This is a genomic window from Corynebacterium sp. HMSC074A09, from assembly GCF_001811545.1.
GTDB classification, from domain to species: domain Bacteria; phylum Actinomycetota; class Actinomycetes; order Mycobacteriales; family Mycobacteriaceae; genus Corynebacterium; species Corynebacterium hiratae.
In genome coordinates this window covers 47,388-64,069 of the sequence record NZ_KV805099.1, presented here as the reverse complement: position 1 = coordinate 64,069, position 16,682 = coordinate 47,388, and the positions used below count along the sequence as shown (strand labels likewise).

At 60.7% G+C, this 16,682-nt stretch carries 16 protein-coding genes; 11 read left to right on the top strand and 5 right to left on the bottom strand.

Annotated elements, in window-relative coordinates:
* Nucleotides 1–646: 646 nt before the first annotated feature.
* On the top strand, nt 647–1,372 hold the full coding sequence (locus HMPREF2807_RS01230) for a fructosamine kinase family protein (RefSeq protein WP_175973587.1): 726 nt from the start codon (nt 647–649) through the stop codon (nt 1,370–1,372).
* A gap of 16 nt (nt 1,373–1,388) precedes the next feature.
* Here HMPREF2807_RS01230 and nadE read toward each other — a convergent pair whose 3' ends face one another.
* Nucleotides 1,389–2,204 carry an ammonia-dependent NAD(+) synthetase gene (gene nadE / locus HMPREF2807_RS01225; protein WP_369816130.1) on the bottom strand — a complete coding sequence of 272 codons (816 nt, stop codon included), beginning with the start codon at nt 2,202–2,204 and terminating at the stop codon, nt 1,389–1,391.
* A gap of 217 nt (nt 2,205–2,421) precedes the next feature.
* Here nadE and ykgO point away from each other — a divergent pair, with 217 nt between their 5' ends.
* From ykgO to nrdE, 4 genes are all read left to right on the top strand, one after another.
* On the top strand, nt 2,422–2,544 hold the full coding sequence (gene ykgO / locus HMPREF2807_RS01220; RefSeq protein WP_003847162.1) for a type B 50S ribosomal protein L36: 123 nt from the start codon (nt 2,422–2,424) through the stop codon (nt 2,542–2,544).
* 440 nt (nt 2,545–2,984) lie between these two features.
* Complete coding sequence (nrdH, locus tag HMPREF2807_RS01215) at nt 2,985–3,224, top strand: glutaredoxin-like protein NrdH (RefSeq protein WP_046647387.1); 240 nt, start codon at nt 2,985–2,987, stop codon at nt 3,222–3,224.
* A 9-nt stretch (nt 3,225–3,233) separates the two neighbouring features.
* Complete coding sequence (gene nrdI, locus HMPREF2807_RS01210) at nt 3,234–3,659, top strand: class Ib ribonucleoside-diphosphate reductase assembly flavoprotein NrdI (RefSeq protein WP_070509778.1); 426 nt, start codon at nt 3,234–3,236, stop codon at nt 3,657–3,659.
* 63 nt (nt 3,660–3,722) lie between these two features.
* Entirely contained in the window at nt 3,723–5,885 is a 2,163-nt protein-coding gene (gene nrdE / locus HMPREF2807_RS01205) for a class 1b ribonucleoside-diphosphate reductase subunit alpha (protein ID WP_070509791.1), read from the top strand.
* On the opposite strand, the gene HMPREF2807_RS01200 is transcribed toward nrdE, so the two are convergent.
* The gene (locus HMPREF2807_RS01200) at nt 5,882–6,571 is read right to left on the bottom strand and encodes a FadR/GntR family transcriptional regulator (RefSeq protein WP_070509775.1); all 690 of its coding nucleotides are present in this window, start codon (nt 6,569–6,571) and stop codon (nt 5,882–5,884) included. The genes nrdE and HMPREF2807_RS01200 overlap by 4 nt on opposite strands.
* 125 nt (nt 6,572–6,696) lie before the next feature.
* Here HMPREF2807_RS01200 and nrdF point away from each other — a divergent pair, with 125 nt between their 5' ends.
* From nrdF to HMPREF2807_RS01180, 4 genes are all read left to right on the top strand, one after another.
* The gene (gene nrdF / locus HMPREF2807_RS01195; protein WP_046647383.1) at nt 6,697–7,686 is read left to right on the top strand and encodes a class 1b ribonucleoside-diphosphate reductase subunit beta; all 990 of its coding nucleotides are present in this window, start codon (nt 6,697–6,699) and stop codon (nt 7,684–7,686) included.
* A gap of 351 nt (nt 7,687–8,037) precedes the next feature.
* Nucleotides 8,038–9,729, top strand: a complete 1,692-nt coding sequence (ctaD, locus tag HMPREF2807_RS01190) for an aa3-type cytochrome oxidase subunit I (RefSeq protein WP_070509772.1) — start codon at nt 8,038–8,040, stop codon at nt 9,727–9,729.
* Nucleotides 9,730–9,832: 103 nt separating this feature from the next.
* On the top strand, nt 9,833–11,026 hold the full coding sequence (gene serB / locus HMPREF2807_RS01185; protein ID WP_070509770.1) for a phosphoserine phosphatase SerB: 1,194 nt from the start codon (nt 9,833–9,835) through the stop codon (nt 11,024–11,026).
* A complete protein-coding gene (locus HMPREF2807_RS01180) occupies nt 11,019–11,744 on the top strand; it encodes a peptidyl-tRNA hydrolase (RefSeq protein ID WP_070509768.1) in 726 nt (241 codons plus the stop codon). The genes serB and HMPREF2807_RS01180 overlap by 8 nt, the downstream gene beginning before the upstream one ends.
* Here HMPREF2807_RS01180 and HMPREF2807_RS01175 read toward each other — a convergent pair.
* From HMPREF2807_RS01175 to HMPREF2807_RS01165, 3 genes are read right to left on the bottom strand one after another with little or no spacing between them, the layout of a single operon-like run.
* A complete protein-coding gene (locus HMPREF2807_RS01175) occupies nt 11,741–13,702 on the bottom strand; it encodes an ATP-dependent DNA helicase (protein ID WP_070509767.1) in 1,962 nt (653 codons plus the stop codon). The two genes, HMPREF2807_RS01180 and HMPREF2807_RS01175, sit on opposite strands and share 4 nt — an antisense overlap.
* Nucleotides 13,703–13,738: 36 nt before the next feature.
* Nucleotides 13,739–15,091 (bottom strand): nicotinate phosphoribosyltransferase, encoded by a 1,353-nt coding sequence (locus HMPREF2807_RS01170; RefSeq protein ID WP_082254414.1) that lies wholly within the window; start codon nt 15,089–15,091, stop codon nt 13,739–13,741.
* A 41-nt stretch (nt 15,092–15,132) separates the two neighbouring features.
* Nucleotides 15,133–15,711: a CAP domain-containing protein gene (locus HMPREF2807_RS01165; protein ID WP_070509765.1), complete on the bottom strand. Its 579-nt coding sequence runs from the start codon at nt 15,709–15,711 to the stop codon at nt 15,133–15,135.
* 88 nt (nt 15,712–15,799) lie between these two features.
* Here HMPREF2807_RS01165 and clpS point away from each other — a divergent pair, with 88 nt between their 5' ends.
* Nucleotides 15,800–16,135, top strand: coding sequence for an ATP-dependent Clp protease adapter ClpS (gene clpS, locus HMPREF2807_RS01160; protein WP_049155733.1), 336 nt, complete (start codon nt 15,800–15,802; stop codon nt 16,133–16,135).
* Between the two features lie 3 nt (nt 16,136–16,138).
* Nucleotides 16,139–16,675 carry a DUF2017 domain-containing protein gene (locus tag HMPREF2807_RS01155; RefSeq protein WP_046647374.1) on the top strand — a complete coding sequence of 179 codons (537 nt, stop codon included), beginning with the start codon at nt 16,139–16,141 and terminating at the stop codon, nt 16,673–16,675.
* Nucleotides 16,676–16,682 lie beyond the last annotated feature (7 nt).

Here is a 16,682-nt window from a genome sequence, read left to right as displayed (position 1 = left end):
ACTCCGTGTCCAAAAAGTCGCTAGACATCACATTCCTCAGCTAAGGAAGGATTGAACTATGCCTAGAAGGTATTCCGTTGAGTTCAAGGAGAAGGCTGTCATCCGGCGGCGATGGAATTGCCTAGTGCTCTCTTTTGTAATGCTGTCGCTCTCGTTTAGCCAAAGGTCTATTAGCTGTTCCACGGTTGTGCTGTTTGTCAGCTCTAGCTTCTCTTTTTCAGCGGGGGAGATCCATTTAATCCCCGATGCCTCTGCCTTATCGATGTCTGCCTTATTGCGGTTCAACCAACTTTCGGCGTCCTTCTTTTCTTTAAAGGTGATCGGTGCTCTGTGCAAAATGCCTTGGTGTTTGAAACTGGCACGCCACCTATTTTTTCCGCGTTGCTCAATTCGCCCCCACGAACGATGGGGCTTATACTTCGGGCCTTTTTCTTTTCGTTTTCGTTCTGCATATTGGGGAACCTTCGGGGAACTCTAGCGCCGTTTTGTGTCATATAATGATGTTAGAAATTACCTAAAATAAATGCAGGTTAAATAGGCATAATGCCAGCTAGGCAAGGGGTAATATTTAGAAACCGATGGAATCCCGTTAGCTCCACCAGTGGCCGTCTCTGTTATGGAGCCGGCCTTTTCCTATGCTGGGAACATGGATGTTTTCACCAAGACCGTGTCCCGTCCTGATCAAGCTGGTGCCGAGGCTGCTGGGTTGAGATGGCTGGCGCAGGCGCATGGCGACGTCGTCGTGGACGTCGCCGAAGTCACCCCCACATCTATTAGCACTCGGCGGGTTGAGCAGTCGCGACCGAGTGCCCTCGCTGCCCGCGCTTTTGGTGCTGCGCTCCGTACGGTCCATGAAGCAGGAGCGCCCGCTTTCGGCGCGCCGCCGGCGGGCTGGGAGGGCGCGAATTTCATTGGACGCGTGGAACAACGCTGCGAACCATGCGAATCCTGGGGCGAGTTCTACGCCGAGCAGCGGGTGTCGCCTTTTATAGGAGGACTGCCTCAAGAGCTACAGGGGATAGTTCGACAAGCATGCGAGGCTATAAAAGCCGTTGAGTGGGACGTGAAACCGGCGCGAATTCATGGCGACCTGTGGGCAGGAAACGTATTGTTTACTGCCTCGTCGGCCGTGATGATCGACCCAGCCGCACACGGCGGACACCCGTGGACGGATTTGGCCATGCTGGAGCTATTTGGCACGCCGTACTATGGCGAGATACTGCGTGGTTATGGGGTGGGGGAGGAGTATCACCAGTGGGTGCCGGTGCATCAACTACACCCGCTGGCGGTTCATTCGATGACGCATGGTCCCGCGTATTATGTACCGCTCGAGCGGGCCGCACGTGCCACGCTCGAAGCGTTGGGCGGATAGTCTTCCTTGTGAGGCGTTAGGCACTAGTGGGTCCTGGCGGCATGGCGCGCTTATGGGCGCCGCGGCGCCAGAGGCTTTCGATGCGCTCGCGGGCGTCGTCAGGCACGGCCTTGCCCTCGAGGTAGTCGTCGATATGGGCATAGGTCACGCCGAGTGCTTCCTCATCAGATAGCTGTGGGCGGTCATCCTCCAAGTCGGCGGTAGGAACCTTCTTCCACGTGGACTCGGGTGCCCCGAGGTGCTCGAGAAGTTGAGCGCCCTGGCGCTTGTTGAGCCCGGCGAGAGGCAGGATGTCGGCAGCGCCATCGCCCCACTTGGTAAAGAAAGCCGTGACGTTTTCGGCGGCATGGTCGCTTCCGATAACGAGTGCGCCGACCTCACCAGCCACCGCATATTGGGCGGACATGCGCAGGCGCGCCTTGAGATTCCCACGGTTGAAATCGTTCAAGTGCTCCGTGTCGAGTGCGGAAGCCACGGCGCCGGCGAGAGCCGCTGTGGCGTCGGCGATGTTGATGGTGAGCCGGTAATCGGGCTGGATGAAATCGAGCGCTACTTGCGCATCGTCCTCGTCCGCTTGCGTGCCGTGGGGAAGACGTACGGCCCAAAAGTGTGCGCCATCGACACGCTCGACGGCCAGCTGGGCCAAGCGGCCGGCAAGGGTAGAATCCTGGCCACCGGAAATACCGAGAACAAAGCCCTGAGCGCCGGTGTTGCGCAGATACGTGGCGAGGAAGTCGACACGGCGTTCAATCTCCTCTGCCGGATCAATGAAAGGTTTCGTCCCTAGCGCAGCGATGATCTCTTGTTGAAGCTCCCTGGATGCTTGTGTCATAGCGACCATGGTAGCCATCACGCGCAGCGGTGGTCCGAGGGTCTGCCAGGTTGGCTCGGGGAAAAATTGGCGTGGCTAGTTCTCGGTGACGTGAGTGTTTTGGTAATGAGGCACTCGTGGGGTAATATTTTTCCTCGTGTCATTGCTGGGTGTCTGCCCAGCTGTGCTTTGAACTAATCAATCGCATCAAGATTGCGCATAACGAAAGGAGCGCCCGATGAAGGTTCGCAAGTCGCTTCGGTCGCTGAAGAAGAAGCCGGGCGCCCAGGTTATTCGCCGCCACGGTAAGGTCTTCGTGATCAACAAGAAGGATCCGCGCTTCAAGGCTCGCCAGGGCTAAGAAACGAGTGTCCTCGGTCCGCCGTCCCCGCATTGTGGGGCGGCGGATTTTTTTATGCCTCCCTTCGCCGGCTGGGATCGGGGGAGGCGTCGCGGGGTGGCCTGCTCCCATTTGTGGACTTTGTCACAAACTGAGTGAATGTTTGGTAAACGTGCAGGGAATATCACCCGTGTAGTTACCGCCGTGGCGGTGGGGGTTGTGGCGGGGTGTCAACATGTGGGGTCGGGCCGAGTTACATCCTGGGAATACCAGCCATGTAACTACTACATATTGTGTCGGTTGCGGGTTGTGGGCACAAAGTATAGTGTCGTTGATGTTGCTCGGGCGGCGGCCCTACATCACCGCTCAGAGCTCGCATGCAGAGCCGCTAAACGCTCTGCTCGTATCGAATTCAACAGTCACTCCGCGTGTAGTGCCGAAGGAAGCTAAAGGAACGTCACATGAGCATCACCCTCTACACCAAGCCAGCCTGTGTCCAGTGCAACGCCACCAAGAAGGCCCTCGACCGTGCTGGCCTCAAATACGAGACGGTGGATATCTCCCTGGATGATGATGCCCGCGACTACGTGATGGCTCTGGGGTACGTCCAAGCACCGGTCGTTGAGGCGCACGGTGAGCACTGGTCCGGCTTCCGTCCTGACCGCATCAAGGCACTCTCTGCGATGGCGGCGAGCGCCTAGGGCAAAACCATGTTGGTCGTGTATTTCTCTTCCGCTACAGAAAACACCCACCGCTTCGTCGAGAAGCTCGGCCTTCCCAACGTCCGCATCCCGCTGCGTCTCAGCGATGAGCCCATCACTGTGAATGAGCCCTACGTCTTGATTTGTCCGACGTATGGGGGAGGGGTATCGATGAGCGGGCGGAACACGCGGCCTGTCCCCAGGCAAGTCATTCGTTTCCTGAATGACGAACACAACCGCAGTTTCATTCGTGCCGTCGTGGCCGGAGGTAACAGCAACTTCGGCAGTGACTTTGGCAAGGCCGGCGAGGTCATCGCAGCCAAGTGTAAGGTTCCTTATGTGTACCGCTTCGAACTTCTCGGAACCGAGGAAGATGTCACAATTTGCCGTGAAGGCCTCTTGGCCAACGCGGCCGCTTTAGGTTTAGCCGCCTAAGGCTTTAATTCCTACCAACCCATCTCTCCATTTCGCCATAGCAAAGAAAGGCCCGTGAACGTCGTGACCACGCAACTGGGTAAGACCGTCGCTGAACCTGTGAAGCCGGAAGAGCAGCTGGACTACCATGCGCTCAACGCCCTGCTGAACCTGTATGACGAGAATGGCAAGATTCAGTTCGACAAGGACCGCGAGGCCGCGAACCAGTTCTTCCTCCAGCACGTCAACCAGAACACAGTCTACTTCCATGACTTGGAAGAAAAGATGCGCTACCTGGTAGAAAACAAGTACTACGAGCCGGGACTGATCGAGCAGTATGACTTTGAGTTCATCAAGTCCCTGTTTAAGCGCGCCTACGCCTTTAAGTTCCGCTTTAAGACCTTCCTGGGTGCCTACAAGTACTACACCTCCTACACGCTGAAGACTTTCGACGGCCGCCGCTACCTCGAGCGCTTCGAGGACCGTGTATCCATGACTGCCTTGTTCTTGGCTGACGGCGACACGAAGCTGGCGGAGCGCCTCGTCGATGAGATCATGACCGGCCGCTTCCAGCCGGCCACCCCGACGTTCCTCAACGCCGGCAAGGCGCAGCGCGGTGAGCTGGTTTCCTGCTTCCTGCTGCGTATTGAGGACAACATGGAGTCGATTGGTCGCTCCATTAACTCTGCTCTGCAGCTGTCCAAGCGCGGCGGCGGCGTCGCTCTGCTGCTGTCTAATATCCGCGAGTCGGGCGCACCCATCAAGCACATCGAGAACCAGTCTTCCGGCGTCATCCCCGTAATGAAGCTGCTCGAGGACTCCTTCTCCTACGCCAACCAGCTGGGTGCTCGTCAGGGTGCTGGTGCGGTCTACCTCAACGCGCATCACCCGGACATCATGAACTTCCTCGACACCAAGCGCGAGAACGCGGATGAGAAGATCCGTATCAAGACTCTCTCGCTCGGCATCGTGATCCCGGATATTACGTTCGAGCTGGCCAAGAACAACGACGACATGTATCTGTTCAGCCCGTACGATGTTGAGCGGGTCTACGGTAAGGCCTTCGGCGATATTTCCGTCACCGAGCACTACGAAGAGATGGTCGAGGATCCGCGTATTCGCAAGAAGAAGATCAACGCTCGTCACTTCTTCCAGACCGTCGCGGAGCTGCAGTTCGAGTCCGGATACCCGTACATCATGTTCGAGGACACCGTGAACCGTGCCAACCCGGTCAAGACTGGGCGCATCAACATGTCGAACCTCTGCTCGGAGATTCTGCAGGTGAACTCCCCGTCGGAGCTCAACGAGGACCTCACCTACAAGACCTTGGGCAGTGACATTTCCTGCAACCTTGGCTCCCTCAACATTGCCGCGACCATGGATTCTCCGGATTTCGCCCTCACGGTGGAAACGGCCATCCGCGGATTGACCGCTGTGGCAGACAAGACCTCCATCAACTCCGTGCCTTCCGTGCGCAAGGGCAACGATGATTCCCACGCCATTGGCCTGGGGCAGATGAACCTGCACGGTTATCTCGGTCGCGAGCACATCGAGTACGGCTCGGAGGAAGGCCTCGATTTCACCAACGCCTACTTTGCGGCCATCATGTATGCCGCGCTGCGCGCATCTAACAAGCTGGCGCGTGAACGCGGCGAATACTTCACGGAGTTCCCGGAATCTGAATACGCGAGCGGCGAATTCTTCGACCGCTACGATCCGGCCGACTTTGCTCCCCGCACGGAGAAGGTCAAGGAACTCTTCGCTAAGTCGTCCATCCACACCCCGTCGGTAGAGGAGTGGGCGGAGCTGAAGGCGGACGTCGCCAAGCATGGCATTTACAACCGCAACCTGCAGGCGGTGCCGCCGACCGGCTCGATCTCCTACATCAATAACTCAACCTCCTCGATTCACCCGATTGCGTCGAAGATTGAGATCCGCAAGGAAGGCAAGATCGGCCGCGTCTACTACCCGGCGCCGCACATGGACAACGACAACCTGGAGTACTTCAAGGACTCCTACGAGATCGGCTACGAGAAGATCATCGATACCTACGCCGAGGCCACGAAGTATGTTGACCAAGGTCTGTCGCTGACGCTGTTCTTCAAGGACACCGCTACTACCCGCGATATCAACCGCGCCCAGATTTACGCTTGGCGCAAGGGCATTAAGACCCTTTACTACATCCGCCTGCGCCAGATGGCTCTGGAAGGTACTGAGATTGAGGGCTGCGTTTCCTGCATGCTCTAACCCTTATTCGCACGCGCCTCAAGCAAGATGGCGCGTGCGATTTTTTCTGCCTCAGGTGAGTCGCCGCGGTTGATGGCTTCTGCCAAATCGAGATGAAGTTGGGCGGTACCGGCCGTCGGGTTTCGCTTGCGGGAACCATAGAGCGAACGCCCGCGCACCATGGAGAGCAGGTAGGGGCTCAGCGCTGAGAACATCTCATTGCCTGAGGCGTGGAGGACCATGGCGTGGAAGCGCAGATCTGTGGCGAGGTGCTCGCCGACGCGCCGCGTGGGCGTGACCTGGAGGCGCTGGGCCAGCTCCAGAATCTCTTCCTTATCTTCAGGGGAGGCGTGCTGTGCGGCTAAGCCCGCGGCGACAGGCTCGATGGCAAGGCGCAGATCATTAAGGGAGGTGCGCTGGCTATCGCGCGCTTTCTCCGAGCCCAGGCGCCACGAAATGATGGCGGGATCGTAGACCGCCCATTCGCTGATGGGGAGCACCGTAATGCCGACGCGGCGCGAGGAAGAGACCATTCCCAGTTGCTCCAGTGCGCGCATGGCTTCGCGCGCCACGGTTCGGGAAATGCCGAAGCGTTCGCAGAGGTCGTTGAGCGTAAAACGTTCACCGGCGGGGAGGGCGCCACTGACGATATCAGTGCCCAACGCGTCCAAAACGGTGCTGAGTAGGGGAGTGGAGGGTTCAGTCATTCCATCGAAACTCGGGGTCGTGGGAGTAGGGCTTAAGTATAAAACACGCAGGAATTTTGGCCCCTAGTTTTACCGGGTACGATGGCACCAGACTCACAAATTACTAGTAAGACGAGGTGACGTGCGTGTCTCACGAGTACGACGATTACATCGCCAGCCACGAGGCTCCGGTGAAGGCAATCAACTGGAACACCATTCCAGATGAGAAGGATCTTGAGGTGTGGGATCGTCTAACCGGCAACTTCTGGCTCCCAGAGAAGGTCCCGGTGTCCAACGACATCCAGAGCTGGAAGACGCTCACGGAGAAGGAACAGGAGACCACCATGCGCGTCTTCGCTGGCCTGACGTTGCTCGACACTATCCAGGGCACCGTGGGTGCGGTATCGCTGCTTCCCGACGCCGTCACGCCCCACGAAGAGGCCGTCTACACCAACATCGCCTTCATGGAGTCGGTGCACGCGAAGTCCTACTCCAATATCTTCATGACGCTAGCGTCGACCCCGATGATCAACGATGCTTTCCGCTGGTCTGAGGAAAATGAGAACCTGCAGCGCAAGGCCAAGATTGTTATGTCCTATTACCAGGGTGACAATCCGCTGAAGAAGAAGGTCGCCTCCACGCTGCTGGAGTCCTTCCTCTTCTACTCCGGTTTCTTCCTGCCGATGCACTTCTCTTCGCGCGCGAAGCTGACGAACACCGCGGATATCATTCGCCTCATCATCCGCGATGAGGCCGTCCACGGCTATTACATCGGCTACAAGTTCCAGCAGGGGTACAAGAAGCTGTCGGGGCCGGAGCAGGAGGAAATGAAGGGCTATGCCTTCGACCTGCTCTACGACCTCTACGAGAACGAGATCGACTACACCGAGGATCTGTATGACGAGCTGGGCTGGACCGAAGATGTGAAGCGCTTCCTTCGCTACAACGCCAACAAGGCTCTGAACAACCTCGGCTTCGAGGGGCTGTTCCCGGCTGATGAGACCCGCGTGTCTCCGGCCATCCTGTCCTCGCTGTCCCCGAACGCGGACGAGAACCACGACTTCTTCTCCGGCTCCGGCTCCTCCTATGTCATTGGTAAGGCGGAGGAAACGACCGATGATGACTGGGACTTCTAGCTAGTTCCTCGCATTTACCTGTCGCCGTACCGCACCTTCTGGCAGGGATCATCCGAAAGGTTGATTCTTTCAGGGGGTGCGTTTTCGGGTTTTGGGGGACGACACCCCCGCGTTGCTGTGTTCTAGATCACCGTATGCTAGGGCGTAGTGTGGGCAGTTGGCCACGTACATGGCGTTATCTGCTCCAAACGGGGTTAGCAAGGTTGGCGGAAAATAACAGAGCGCTGGAAATTCGGCCCTGAGGTGGCCTAATATAATGCGAGTAAACCTAGGTGTTTGACCACTGAGTGTGTGGCGCGAGAAAACGCGTGATGCCGATGTGGTTAAGCACTTGTTCTTCAGGAGGATTTTATGACCGCTGTGGCGCCACGGCTCGACGATTACGTCGCGCCTACACGTCCAGAGCCGACTGGTAACGCAAAGACCGGTTCCAAGGCTTGGATGATGCTAACCACCACCGACCACAAGCAGCTGGGCATCATGTACATGATCATGTCCTTCAGCTTCTTCTTCCTCGGTGGATTCATGGCTCTGCTGCTTCGCGCTGAGCTTTTCACCCCAGGACTGCAGTTCCTGTCCAACGAGCAGTTCAACCAGCTGTTCACCATGCACGGCACTGTCATGCTGCTGCTGTTTGCTACACCAGTGGTGTGGGCATTCGGTAACTACGTTATGCCCCTGCAGATTGGCGCACCGGACGTGGCCTTCCCGCGTCTGAACGCCTTCGGCTTCTGGATTACCCTGACCGGCGGCATTGTTATGCTCGCGGGCTTCTTGACCCCGGGCGGCGCTGCTGACTTCGGCTGGACCATGTACATGCCGCTGGCTGATTCCGTCCACACCCCGGGCATCGGCGCGGACATGTGGATCGTTGGTGTGGGTGCTACCGGTGTCGGTACCATTGCTTCCGCCATCAACATGATCACCACGATTCTCACCCTGCGTGCGCCGGGCATGACCATGTTCCGTCTGCCGGTTTTCACCTGGGCTATCTTTACCGCTTCCATCATCGTGCTGATGATCTTCCCGCTGCTGACTGCTGCGGCTCTGGGTGTTCTGTATGACCGCAAGCTGGGCGGCCACATCTATGACTCTGCCAACGGCGGCGCCATCCTGTGGCAGCACCTCTTCTGGTTCTTCGGCCACCCAGAGGTCTACGTCCTCGCACTGCCGTTCTTCGGCATTATCTCTGAGATTGTCCCGGTCTTCTCCCGTAAGCCGGTCTTCGGCTACATCGGCCTCGTCTTCGCCCTGCTGGCCATTGGTGCTCTGTCCATGGCTGTGTGGGCACACCACATGTTCGTGACTGGCGCCATCCTGCTGCCGTTCTTCTCCTTTATGACCTTCCTGATTGCGGTTCCGACCGGCGTGAAGTTCTTCAACTGGGTCGGCACCATGTGGAAGGGCCACATCACCTGGGATACCCCGATGATCTTCGCCATGGGCTTCCTGACCACCTTCCTCTTCGGTGGTATGACCGGTATTATGCTGGCCTCCCCGGCGTTGGACTTCCACCTCGCAGAGTCCTACTTCCTTATCGCTCACTTCCACTACACCCTGTTCGGTACCGTGGTCTTCTCCGCCTTCGGTGGTCTGTACTTCTGGTTCCCGAAGATGACCGGCCGCATGTTGGATGAGCGTCTGGGCAAGATCCACTTCTGGCTGACCTTCATCGGCTTCCACGGCACCTTCCTGGTTCAGCACTGGGTGGGCAACATGGGTATGCCGCGTCGTTACGCCGACTACCTGGAGTCTGATGGCTTCACGGTCTTCAACCAGATTTCCACCATCTTCTCCTTCGTCCTGGGCGCTTCGGTTATCCCGCTGGTCTGGAACGTCTTCAAGTCCTGGCGCTACGGCGAGATCGTCACCGTGGACGATCCGTGGGGCTACGGCAACTCCCTCGAGTGGGCTACCTCCTGCCCGCCGCCGCGCCACAACTTCGTGTCCCTGCCGCGCATCCGTTCTGAGCGCCCGGCCTTCGAGCTGCACTACCCGCACATGGTTAAGCGCATGCGCGAGGAAGCACACGTCGGGCACTAAGCACTCACTAGCTGAGTACTCCTGAAAACGCCGCCACCCCATCACAGCGATGGGGTGGCGGCGTTTGCCGTTGGTGGAGATTCCAGGATCGCGGTGTGCGATAATGAGGCCCGTGGATAATCAAAGTGAACAAGTTTTCGCCGTTGTCACCGCCTCAGGTCCCGACAAACCAGGCGTGTCTGCCGCCTTCTTCCGCGTTCTTAGCTCCCATAACGTCGAGCTTGTCGACGCCGAACAGGCCATCTTCTCCGGCCGCATCTCCCTCTCTGCGTACATCCGTGTCAGCGCCTCGCGTCTGGAGGCCATGGAGCAGGGGCTGCGCAACACGTTGAGCATCTATGCGCAGTCCATCACCGTGGAGCCCCGGGAGGAGGAAGCCACCTCCCGCCCGCGCTCGACACACGTCGTCGTGGTGCTGGGCCGTCAAGTCAACGCAAGCCACATGTCGGCGATTGCCAAAGAGTTGGCCAACCTCGATGTCAACATCGACCGCATCCGCGGCCTGTCCACGTACCCGCTCAACGGCCTGGAGCTCTACATCACGATCGATGGCTCCTCTGACCCTGTTCGCGCCATGTTGGCCCGCTTGGCCACGGAGCAGGGCGTGGACATCGCCATCGAGCGCTCCGGCCTGCAACGCCGCTCAAAGCGGCTTATTTGCTTTGACTGCGATTCCACCCTCATCACCGGCGAGGTTATCGAGATGTTGGCCGCCCACGCCGGCAAGGAGGCAGAGGTTGCCGCCGTGACGGAGCGCGCTATGCGCGGTGAGCTGGACTTCGAAGAGTCTCTCCGCGAGCGCGTCGCCGCCTTGGCCGGGTTGCCGGAATCGGTCATTAAGGAAACCGCCAACGATATTCGTCTGACCCCAGGCGTGCGCACCACCATCCGCACGCTCAAGCGCATGGGTTACCGGGTTGCGGTGGTGTCTGGCGGCTTCATTCAGGTCCTCGAGGATCTAGCTAAAGAGCTCGACCTTGACTACGTGCGCGCCAACACCCTGGAAATCGAGGACGGCAAGCTCACCGGCCGGGTCATCGGGGACGTGGTGGACCGCAAGGCCAAGGAGATGTTCCTGCGAGAGTTCGCTGCGGATTCGGGCCTGAGCATGCGGCAGACCGTTGCTGTGGGCGATGGTGCCAACGATATCGACATGATTTCCGCTGCCGGCCTGGGCATTGCCTTCAACGCCAAGCCCGCCCTGCGCGAGGTGGCAGATGCCTCTGTTAACCACCCCTACATGGACGAAATCCTGCAGATTCTCGGCATCCCCATGGAGGAAGTCGCTAGTGAATAACCTCCGCGAGGCCCATCGGCGCCTCGTGGATGCGTGCAGTGAGCGCAACTGGCGCGATGATCCCGAGGATCCCGATAAGCCCGAGACCATCCAGGCGATGCAGATAGCGCTCAACCTGCCCAAGCAGGACCCGCCGGCGCGCACGGAGGTGCTGGAAGCGGCGGCGAGGGGCGTCGTCAAGCTCTGCCTCGACGATCGGGCCGGGCAAGATGGGGCCTTCGCCGAGGCCTTGGGGCAGTGGTATGGGCACCGCATCCGCAAGGTGGCGCGCCGCGCCCGCAACAAGGCCTGGCGCGATGTCCAGGCTCTGCCTGGGGTCACGGTTGCTGACCGCGCGCGAGTGTTCGTTCCTTCGGCGGTACAGGACGTGCATCCGCTCGTCGCCAAGCTGCAGATCGGCCATACCGATCTCCCCCAGGATGCCCCGGGCCCCGCGCTTGCCGACGCCCCCGTGATCTACATCGACGCCTCCCTCACCATGAGCGCCGGAAAGGCCGCCGCGCAGGTGGGACACGGCTCGATGTTGCTGGCCGCGGCGATGAGCGTTGAGGAAGTAGAAGGTTGGGCGGCGCAGGATTTCGCGCTGTCCGTGCGCGAGATTGCCCCAGCGGATTTTGCCGCGGCGTGCGCGCGCCCCGATGCGGTGGTGGTGCATGACGCAGGTTTCACCGAGGTCGCCCCGGACTCAGCCACGGTCTGCGCGCTGCCTCGCCCCTAGCGGGCCTCGACCAGGCGCTTGAGCGCCCCGCGCACGACCTGCGGGTCGCTCGTCGGCCACATCTGCGGCATGGAGGCCCGCAGGTAAGAGCCATAACGCTTGGTCTCTAGGCGGCTATCGAGCACGGCGACGACTCCGCGGTCCGCAGTGGAGCGCAGCAGGCGGCCCGCGCCTTGGGCCATGAGCAGCGCCGCGTGTGTCGCGGAAACCTCCATGAATCCATTGCGCCCTGCCGCCTTTGCAGCCTCGGTTCGGGCTTGCATGAGTGGGTTATCCGGGCGGGGGAAGGGGATGCGATCGATGAGGACCAGGGAACAGGAGGGTCCCGGCACGTCGACGCCCTGCCAGAGCGTGAGCGTGCCGAAGAGGCAGGAGTTTTCGTTCTTCGTAAACTTGTCCACGAGCGCACCGATGGAATCCTCGCCCTGGAGGTAGATGTCGAAGGGGATGGTGGGCTTGAGTTCTTCGGCTGCCTGCTGCGCGGCCCGCCGCGAGGAGAAGAGCCCGAGCGTGCGTCCGCCGGCGGCCATGATGAGCTCGCGGATCTCTTGGAGGGTTTGGGGACTCAGCCCATCGCGGCCCGGCTGCGGCAGGTGTGCTGCGGTATAGAGGATGCCGCTGCGCGCGGGGTCAAAGGGATAGCCCACGTCGAGGCTGTCCCACGTGCCTTTCGGCAGGCCCCACTGCGCAGCCATGGCATCGAAGCGCCCGCCTAGGGCCAGCGTGGCGGAGGTCAGCACGACGGTCTGTTCGCCGAAAAGCTTTTCGTGCAACATGCCGGCGATAGAGAGCGGGGCGACGGCCAGGGTGTCGTTCAGCGTGCGCTCATCGCGCTCCAGCCACACCACGTCGGCGTGTGCTGCGGGGTCACCGGTGGCGAAGACGTCGAGGATGCGGGCGATGGCCTCGACGAGGCCGGCGAGGTGGTTGGCCAGGTTCTGGCGCTCGGCGAATTTTTCCGGATCTTGGGCCTGTTCGCCCTCGGGGGTGCGGGCAATGGTCTCGCGGCAATCGGCCAGGGTATCCGCGAGGCCCATGAGTTGCTGCTTGGCCTCCTCTGGAAGGTCGGTCCAGCGGCCCGGTGCGAACCCTGCGAGCAGTTGGCTCAGCTCGTTGGCTTGCTCGCTCAGCCGTTGGTCTTTGCCGTTGGCACCGAGGGACTTGGCGCGGCTGGCCGCCATCTTGAGCGCGCGCCCGGTGATCTCGGCGGTGGAGACCGAGGTGATGCGGCCGTCCAGCTCGTGGGCCTCGTCGATGATAACGACGTCGTGTTCGGGCAGGATATTGATATCCGCCACCGCGTCGATGGCGAGCAGGGCGTGGTTGGTGACGACGATATCGACGTCGGCCGCGCGGCGCCGTGCGAGCTCCGCGAAGCAGTCTTCGCCGTGCGGGCAGCGCGTGGCACCGAGGCACTCGTTCGAGGTGACGGATACCTGCCGCCACGCTAAGTCTGGCACGCCCGGTTCCAAGTCCTCGCGGTCACCAGTCTCGGTGTCTTCCGCCCACTCGTAGACGCGCTGGACGTGGCGGCCGAGGTGGGAAACAGCGTCTTCGTCGAGCAAGGCGTCCTCGTCCTCAAGCTCAGCGGCGCGGGAGACTTTGTTGAGGCAGACGTAGTTGGAGCGGCCCTTCATGATGGCGAAGGTCGGCTTCTTTTCTAGGTGCGGCTCGAGGGCCTCGGCCAGACGTGGAAGGTCCCGCTCCACCAGCTGGCGTTGGAGCGCCAGCGTGGCGGTGGAGACGATGACGGTGTGACCGGTTTCCTGTGCGTGGCGGAAGGCAGGCACAAGGTAGGCCAAGGACTTACCTGTGCCTGTTCCTGCCTGCACGGCGAGGTGGCGCTCTTTCTCCAACGCAGTGGTCACGGCCGTCGCCATGCGCACCTGGCCGGGGCGCCGCGAGCCACCGAGGGCGGAGACTGCGGCGTCAAGGAGGTCAACCGTTGTGTCCTGCATTGGTGCCAGTGTAGTCGGTCTTCCCGCGCGTACTTCCTAAGCGTCGAAGCCGATAAAGCGGGTGGGAACCGCGGGCTCATCGCGGGTGAGTGCGAGGCCCTCCCACGGCAGGGTGGTGATGGCCTGGGCCAGGTACTCGCGGGATTCCTCGAGGGTAGGCAGGTTGTCGAGGATCTCGCCGTCGCGCATCAGCGGCACCGTCATCTCGCGGGTGCGCAGCGTCCCGGTCTCTGGGTTCTCGGAGGAGAAGGGGAGCACGAGCTCCTCGACGGCCACCCCGGAGGAGCGGTAGGTGCGCAGGGCGCGCTTTGACCCGCCCTGCGACTTCTTCGAGGAGGAACGCTTGGCCACTGGATGGCCATCGACCTCGACGACCTTGTAGACCATCCCAGCAGTCGGGGCGCCCGAGCCGGTGACCACCGAGGTGCCCACGCCGTAGACGTCGACGGGATCGCCGCGCAGACCGGCGATGGCGAACTCATCCAGGTCGGAGGAGACCACGATCTTGGTGTTGTGGTTGCCCAAATCATCGAGCTGCTTGCGCACACGGCGGGTGACCGCGGCCAAATCGCCGGAATCGATCCGCACGCCGCCCAGCTCGGGTCCGGCCACCTTGACGGCGGTTTCCACGCCCTTGGTGATGTCATAGGTATCCACCAACAGGGTCGTATCCACGCCGAGAGTTTCGATCTGCCCGCGGAAGGCGGCCTCCTCGTTCGGGGTGCCGTCCTCGTTGACGTGTGCCAGCGTCCACGCGTGCGCCGCTGTACCGGAGACCGGAATGTCATAGCGGTAGCCGGCCTCCAAGTTGGAGGTGGCCTGGAAGCCAGCCAGATAGGCGGCGCGGGCAGCAGTCACCGCGGCGTATTCGTGCGTGCGGCGCGAGCCCATCTCAATGATGGGACGGCCGTCCGCGGCAACCACCATGCGGGAGGCCGCGGAGGCCACCGCGGAATCGGAATTCATGATGGAGAGGATCACGGTTTCCAGGATGAGACACTCACCGAAGGTGCCGCGCACGGTCAGCAGTGGCGAGTTGGGGAAGTACAGCTCGCCTTCCCGGTAGCCATCGATCTGCCCGGAAAAACGGTAATTGGCCAGGTATTCCTTGGTTGGAGCATCCAGGAAGTCCATCTCCGCCAGCTGTTGGGCCGTGAAGCGGAAGTCTCGGACGGCGCGCAGTACGCGCTCGGTGCCGGCAACAACGCCGTAGCGCCGTTCGTTGGGAAGGCGGCGGGCAAAAACTTCGCAGGCTACCTGGCGGTGCGCGGAGCCATCGCGCAGCGCCGCTTGCAGCATGGTCAGCTCGTACTTATCGGTAAGAAGGGCCGTGGAACGATCTGCAGGGTCGTTTCCGGCATCCCGGACGTTATCTGAGGTAGTAGTCACATCGAAGATGCTACTCAGGGCGTCCTAAAAAATCAGCTGTTCTATTCCTCAAGCTGAATGACGACGTAGACCTCGCCGTCGTTATAAGCCACCCCGACGGCCGCGGTGGTCATCCGGCGATCCCGCAGGGCGGCCACGTGGTCGGGGGAGGCCCGGAAGGCCTCGACGAATTCATATGCGCTGGCCTTGTCCACGGGCAGGTGGTGCTGAACCATCTGCACATTTTCTTCCGATGGCTCTTGCGTCTTGGTCACCGCGTTGCACTCTGCCTTTTCGCGGGCTGCGGTTTGGCGGTCGATCCACGGCACCAATGGGGCCTGGCCGTCCTCCTTGCGCCACGTGTTGAGCGCCGTCAACAAATCCTCTCGGATGGCGTCGAGCTGTTTCTGGACGTGGACGTCGGGAAGCTCGTAGTCGCACGCCTCCGACGTCGGGGGTTCCGCATCCGTCGAGCTGCCGTCGTCCGCCGGGTTGGTCAGGCTCAACACAGCAGCCACGAGCGTGCCGCCGAGAACGAGCACGGTGAGCACGCGCTGCAGGAGGAGCACGACATCCTCCTTCGCCGGTTGGCGTCCCGCGAGAATGTCAACAACGGCTGGGGGAAGGGAGAAAGAATTCATTGATGCCACCTGGAAACGATAATCAGGTTAAGGGTCGCTGACAGTATAACTGCTCGCGACGCGGAGAATTTTAGCTAGTGTAGAGGGCATGAAAGCGCACAACGAAACGTCCGCGGGCGTGGTGATGAGTTCACCCATGGCCACCCCGGAGCTGGATGAAGCGATTGACGTCGACGTCGCCACGAGCGAAAACCTGCCGTGGATGTGCATTGTCTGGGATGATCCAGTCAACCTGATGAGCTACGTCTCCTACGTGTTCCAGACCGTTTTAGGCTATGACAAGAAGCGAGCCAACGAGCTGATGATGCAGGTCCATACCGAAGGTAAGGCAGCCGTGTCCTCGGGTGAACGCGACAAAGTCGAAGCCGACGTGAAGAAGCTGCAGGTCGCGGGCCTCTGGGCCACGATGCAGCAGGCAGGGTAGGTTATGCAGGCTTGGAAGAAGAAAAAGTCCTTCATGCGCGGCGCCAAGTACACGGCTGTTTTCGAGCCGATGGAGCGCGAAGTCTTGGGCGACCTCACCGCGACGGTCTCTGAGGCGATCATCGCTCGCGCGCAGTCGGCGCCGAAGGATGAGCTGGCGGACATGCTCGACATGCCCACCGGCCACACCGAAGCCCCCGAAGACCCCTCGCTGGCCCGCCTCTTTCCGGACTTCAAGAAGCCGGGGGATGAGGAATTCGACGGAGACAATTCCCTCATGCGCTCGCTCCACGAGAACGACATCGCGCGCGCCAAGCTGGAGAACCTGCAGGTTATTAACACCGCGCTGGGGCCGACTGGCGGGGTAGAGGTAGCCATTAGTGAGGAAGAGGCGCATGCCTTCCTCGCGGGGCTTAATGATCTGCGCCTCTATATCGCCGCCGGGGACGTGCCGGAGGATACCCCTGGGGCGGACCGCGATACGCTCGTGGAATGGCTGGCGTTCTGCCAGGATTCGCTGCTCGACGTTCTCATGGATTAGCGCCGTG

Excerpts from the sequence above, each read along its gene's own strand:
- HMPREF2807_RS01230 (WP_175973587.1), top strand. The coding sequence starts at position 647 with ATGGATGTTTTCACCAAGACCGTGTCCCGTCCTGATCAAGCTGGTGCC.
- nadE (WP_369816130.1), bottom strand. The coding sequence starts at position 2,204 with ATGACACAAGCATCCAGGGAGCTTCAACAAGAGATCATCGCTGCGCTA.
- ykgO (WP_003847162.1), top strand. The coding sequence starts at position 2,422 with ATGAAGGTTCGCAAGTCGCTTCGGTCGCTGAAGAAGAAGCCGGGCGCC.
- nrdH (WP_046647387.1), top strand. The coding sequence starts at position 2,985 with ATGAGCATCACCCTCTACACCAAGCCAGCCTGTGTCCAGTGCAACGCC.
- nrdI (WP_070509778.1), top strand. The coding sequence starts at position 3,234 with ATGTTGGTCGTGTATTTCTCTTCCGCTACAGAAAACACCCACCGCTTC.
- HMPREF2807_RS01200 (WP_070509775.1), bottom strand. The coding sequence starts at position 6,571 with ATGACTGAACCCTCCACTCCCCTACTCAGCACCGTTTTGGACGCGTTG.
- ctaD (WP_070509772.1), top strand. The coding sequence starts at position 8,038 with ATGACCGCTGTGGCGCCACGGCTCGACGATTACGTCGCGCCTACACGT.
- serB (WP_070509770.1), top strand. The coding sequence starts at position 9,833 with ATGAGGCCCGTGGATAATCAAAGTGAACAAGTTTTCGCCGTTGTCACC.
- HMPREF2807_RS01175 (WP_070509767.1), bottom strand. The coding sequence starts at position 13,702 with ATGCAGGACACAACGGTTGACCTCCTTGACGCCGCAGTCTCCGCCCTC.
- HMPREF2807_RS01165 (WP_070509765.1), bottom strand. The coding sequence starts at position 15,711 with ATGAATTCTTTCTCCCTTCCCCCAGCCGTTGTTGACATTCTCGCGGGA.
- clpS (WP_049155733.1), top strand. The coding sequence starts at position 15,800 with ATGAAAGCGCACAACGAAACGTCCGCGGGCGTGGTGATGAGTTCACCC.
- HMPREF2807_RS01155 (WP_046647374.1), top strand. The coding sequence starts at position 16,139 with ATGCAGGCTTGGAAGAAGAAAAAGTCCTTCATGCGCGGCGCCAAGTAC.